The 4881-nt window shown below is 35.8% G+C and carries 5 protein-coding genes; all 5 read right to left on the bottom strand.

Annotation, left to right across the window (positions count from 1 at the left end; genetic code table 11):
• Positions 1-200: 200 nt before the first annotated feature.
• The 5 genes from FYJ84_RS14170 to dcm all read right to left on the bottom strand — a co-directional run bounded on the left by FYJ84_RS14170 (position 201) and on the right by dcm (position 4494).
• Positions 201-896, bottom strand: coding sequence for a hypothetical protein (locus FYJ84_RS14170; protein WP_154408244.1), 696 nt, complete (start codon positions 894-896; stop codon positions 201-203).
• Between the two features lie 298 nt (positions 897-1194).
• Entirely contained in the window at positions 1195-1605 is a 411-nt protein-coding gene (tnpA, locus tag FYJ84_RS14165; protein ID WP_154408243.1) for an IS200/IS605 family transposase, read from the bottom strand.
• 343 nt (positions 1606-1948) lie between these two features.
• Complete coding sequence (locus FYJ84_RS14160; protein ID WP_154408242.1) at positions 1949-2356, bottom strand: very short patch repair endonuclease; 408 nt, start codon at positions 2354-2356, stop codon at positions 1949-1951.
• Between the two features lie 20 nt (positions 2357-2376).
• Entirely contained in the window at positions 2377-3462 is a 1086-nt protein-coding gene (locus FYJ84_RS14155; RefSeq protein WP_154408241.1) for an HpaII family restriction endonuclease, read from the bottom strand.
• Positions 3463-3495: 33 nt separating this feature from the next.
• Complete coding sequence (dcm, locus tag FYJ84_RS14150; protein WP_328596402.1) at positions 3496-4494, bottom strand: DNA cytosine methyltransferase; 999 nt, start codon at positions 4492-4494, stop codon at positions 3496-3498.
• Between the last annotated feature and the right edge of the window lie 387 nt (positions 4495-4881).

Raw genomic sequence — 4881 nt, 5'->3', positions numbered from 1 at the left:
ATCTGCTCATCCAATGATGGGCTTCCACCCAAGGTTAAGAGAGATAGATACTATGCTGCTCTACCTATAGCTGCATAGCTATCTTCTTTATACGAGTTTAATGTGTCAACCAATATTGACAATATCATTCATTTTTTAGCGACAGTAAACCTATGAAATCTTTTACCCCCCTGCCCCAACTTTAAATCACCACTCTTAAATTATTTCACCTTATCTTTCGCATGATTTTCAAATATATTATAACATCTACGGCAAACGTAAGAATTGCTCCATTTATCATATAAATCCTTGTAATTTTCGCAATTCTTTTTATACTCTTCATCCAGCTCTTTCTCGCGCATAACTACAACAGGCAGTTTGCTAATTCCTTTTCTAATTAACAATACTATAGGAGCAGAATAAACACCTATAGATATCCAATTTATTTTCCACAATATCCCATTATTATAAAAACCACCTCCATATGATACTAACCACTCTAAGGCATATTCAGTGCCTTTCAATAACATAAATACCAAAAACGGAAACCCAAATAAAACAACGAGCAAAATTAATACCAATGTTGCATATGCCAACGATATTTTAAGCAATAAGTTTACAATTTTCTCAAACCAAAATTTTTTTCGTTCCGATCTGATCGGTATCTCCGGAGGCTCCAATCGACTAGCTAACATTGTCTTTTGTACAGTAGTTCTTGTAACATCTCCGTAAATAGGCGTTGAACCTATATATTCTGTTTTCTTAGAACCATCACTATACTCTGTTACACGATTTTGAGCTATACTCCCAACTATCTCTTGTCGCGTTTCCTGCGTAGTGAAGTGTCCTTCCTCATACAAAAGTTTCACTGATTCTACATTTTCACTCCCACAATTTGGGCAACAAAACTCTTCCATGCTCATTCTCCTTTTATTTACAAAATATACACGGCAACTTGCAATATGTCGTACATATTTATTCGTTCTAAAAGCAGTCAACGAACAAAAATCGCCGACTGCTTTTATCTTATTTACAGTAACATAAATTGCACAAACAGAAAGCTTTTTTGTCTAAAAAACATTACCAAGCTAGTTACCAACCACCAGTTCAACTGGTGGTTTATTATCAGCCCTCATAAGGGCTATTATCACTGCTCGCCCCAAAGGGCGGTGTCGCAAGCAGTGTTACTGACTCCGCTAAAAGAGGTTAGCCTACTTAATCTTCATCTCTAGACTTATCTGCTTGCTCTCTTATGTATCTTTCTACTGCCGCATCTGTTATATTGCCTATCTTTTCTACATAGTACCCCCTTGCCCAAAACGACTTATCCCATCTGCTTTGTAACTCAGGGTGCCTATCATAAATCATTAATGTGCTTTTGCCTTTCAAATACCCCATAAAGTCCGACACACTGATCTTCGGTGGAATAGCTACACTCAAATGCACATGATCCGCGCAAACCGCACCTGCGATTATATCAACACGCTTATACTTACACAAAGTGCATATTATTTCTTTTACATCCACTTTCAATCTGCCATACAAAACCTTTTTACGATACTTAGGAATAAACACAATATGATACTGGCACTTCCATCGCGTATGTGATAAACTTTTATTGTCCATTTAGACCGCCTCCTATGTTGTTGAGTTTGGCTTGCGATACCATCTCAAGCATAACATAGGAGGCTTTATATTTCATCATAACCGCTACGGCTTTTTATATTCTCCCCAGCATAGCTGGGGGATTAGGATTTTTCATTTACTATGACTTCATCCGAAATCAGGCAACCCTTGTAATAAATTTTTAACTTCCTTAAAATTTTAAGTGATATACTCTTCACATCAACCACCCCAAAAACTATGATATATAAAAATATATGCACAAAAGATTATATAAAAACCTCTTATGCATATATTCGGCAAAGACAATAAAATATCCTTCTTTTATCCAATTTATTTTAACAACTTATAAATATTTTTTTACCTCAACCAAACATCTTTCCACATCACTCTTTATGTCACTTTCCCAAAACCGCAATACCAGCCATCCTTCTGCCAACAGGGCATCATTTACTTCCTTATCACGCTCTACATTTCTTGCCAACTTGAGTAGCCAAAAATCCTTATTCGACTTAATTTGTTCTCCGGGATTATCCTGATGATTTCGTGCATGCCAAAAATCGCCATCTACAAAAATGGCGATTTTCCTTTTCGTTATGGCTATATCAGGTGTCCCCGGCAATTTTTTATAATTTTTTCTATAGCGAATACCATCATGCCAAAGTGCCTTGCGCAACAAAACTTCCGGCTTTGTATTAACAGACTTGACATTCTTCATACACTTATGTCGCTGTTCCTTCGTCAATACATCCATAATCGCTATCTCCGTAAACTCTATTTAAAACGTATTTGCAAATTCAGATTTATATACATACTATCATCTTTATTATAAAGAGTGGCAAATTCGTATCGAGAAGTAGAGGCTCTTTCAAATTTTGTATTATCCAGCAAATAATCCTCAAAACTATTTCTATTATAGATATGATATGCTACTACATCACCTGATGTAGTTACAATGATATACCCACCATTAGCTTCGTCATAACCATCCCATTCTGTCCCCGGCATCATTCCCAAAGCTATAGCACAAAGTAACTTTTTAAACTTATATTTATACATACCATTTCGTGCATACCCTAAAGGATTACTCAACTCTATCGCATTCAGCACATCCTTACACGAAGTAACACCTGTGCTATATGAATATAACAAAACATTACCTATTATTTCTGGCATCCTGGAATCAATCATAAGTAAATTGTCATTAAACACCGCACTGCTGGCAGAGTTATATATCAAGCTACCACCGTTTTCATAAATAGCATTTATTCTGTCACGAATTTTGGATTTCGTAGAAATATTGTTGATTTCCTGCTTTGACCTTTCATCTATCCCAACAACCTGATATAAAAAGTTTGTTGTTTTGCCTGCATTTAACAAGGTTGGCGCACTACCTAAATCAGACTTTATGCTAAATCCGCATATAGGACTATAACCTGTATTTATATCGTGTAACTGTAAAACAATATCAGCTTTATCTGTATTGACCGCCTTTATTTTAGAACAATGCAAATCTGACATGACCTGCTCTATACCATCTATCGAAAAAGCCTTCCCTGCACCATTTACAATAGACCAGTACAATGCTTTTTGTTCTCGTTCCATATCAGACTGGGATATTTCGCATATTTGTTCATTGTTTAAAAATATGGTTATAACGCGTTTATCAGCAGGGTCAGGTAATCGATATTCTACTTTCTCGCCCTTAACATCTTCCCTGAAAACTTTTAAAACAGGAAAAAATATATCCCTAAGTTTGTTTAATTTCCCATCAGCAGCATTTAACTTTCCATGTGCCAACAGATAAATCAATACATACAATTCGCTCCATTCACCCTTGTTGCCTGTTATTCTAGCCATAACCGCTCTCCCCACATATCTACAACAACGAAGTTATTTCTTGCTAAGAATCTTTCTAATTTCTCTAGCAATCGCCTCTATAACATTAACAGTGACACTATTACCAAATTGCTTATACAGATGTGTATCAGCCAATTCTAATTTGTAGCTATCAGGAAATCCCTGTAATCTAGCCCACTCACGAGGCGTCATCTTTCTAATATCTTCTTTATTTATGCTCCCCTTTATCTTAGTAACCGGAATCATGCTATGCTCCCTGTGGTCTATAATTAAATTACGTTCCCTGCCCATACCACCGCATACTATAGCTCCGGCCTGTCCATCCAAAGATCTTACCTCATATCCAAAACCATGCCCAGCCGCTTCATGACGAGCACGATGCCTGCGCAATGTCTCAAGATAGACATCACTTATATAGTATTTAGGAGATACAGGAGCACTATCCAAAATATCCCTAATTGTCACATTAGGGTTATCACCTATCGGAAATTCAAATGCAGATGAATCTATATCTTTCCGAAAACAAACGATGTAAATACGTTCTCTATTTTGAGGTACTCCAAAATCTTTACTATTCAATATCTTATGATATACATTATACCCAATCTGTTCAAAAGCTCTGGTAATAACCTTAAAAGTTCTCCCTCTATCGTGTATGGTGAGTCCTTTTACATTCTCGCAAAAAATCACCTTCGGTTGATGATAGTCACATATCCGAACCACATCTTGAAACAAGGTTCCCCTACAAATGCCTTTATAATCATCGTCAAACCCCATTTTCTTACCAGCCAAAGAAAAAGCCTGACACGGAAATCCTGCTAAACAAATATCAAAAGCTGGAATATTTTCAGCATCTATTTTTGTAATATCTCCTGCGATATCAAAATCATCATGAAAATTCAATTTGTATGTTTTTTGAGCATAAGTATCCCATTCACTGACAAATACAGTATTTATATTGCTAGTAAAGGCTTTATCAAAACCTAATCTAATCCCCCCTATTCCAGCAAATAAATCAATCGACCTCAGCACAGCAAATACTCCTTTATATACAAATTCTAATTTATATTAACTTATTTATTATACACCTTTTGTTCGTTTTTAGCAAGTTTTTTCATCCCTAAAAATATATTCACATGCCCCAAAAAATATTTAGGTGGGCAATCGCAAATGAAAGATTTAGATTATTATCTCACACTGCCATAAAAATTAGAAATAATTCCCAATACTAAAGACGGCTGATTTGTAGCACAATATCCTAAACTTCCTGTCCATATCACTTGTTCAGATACCATTGGTCCTATGTCAAGATTTAGTACAACATAAAATGAGAAATTTTAATTATTTTCAGCTTACCAATAGTGATTCTCTAGCAACGCTCGCATTGTAAAGTTTTTCGAAGTCATCTGGCGAAAGATA

Source organism: Anaerovibrio slackiae (assembly GCF_009695585.1).
Lineage (GTDB): Bacteria > Bacillota > Negativicutes > Selenomonadales > Selenomonadaceae > Anaerovibrio > Anaerovibrio slackiae.
Note: the sequence above shows the minus strand (reverse complement) of the source record. Positions and strands in the feature narration are given on the sequence as shown.

Coding starts and splice junctions, on each gene's coding strand:
- FYJ84_RS14170 (WP_154408244.1), bottom strand. CDS start 896: ATGGAAGAGTTTTGTTGCCCAAATTGTGGGAGTGAAAATGTAGAATCA.
- tnpA (WP_154408243.1), bottom strand. CDS start 1,605: ATGGACAATAAAAGTTTATCACATACGCGATGGAAGTGCCAGTATCAT.
- FYJ84_RS14160 (WP_154408242.1), bottom strand. CDS start 2,356: ATGGATGTATTGACGAAGGAACAGCGACATAAGTGTATGAAGAATGTC.
- FYJ84_RS14155 (WP_154408241.1), bottom strand. CDS start 3,462: ATGGCTAGAATAACAGGCAACAAGGGTGAATGGAGCGAATTGTATGTA.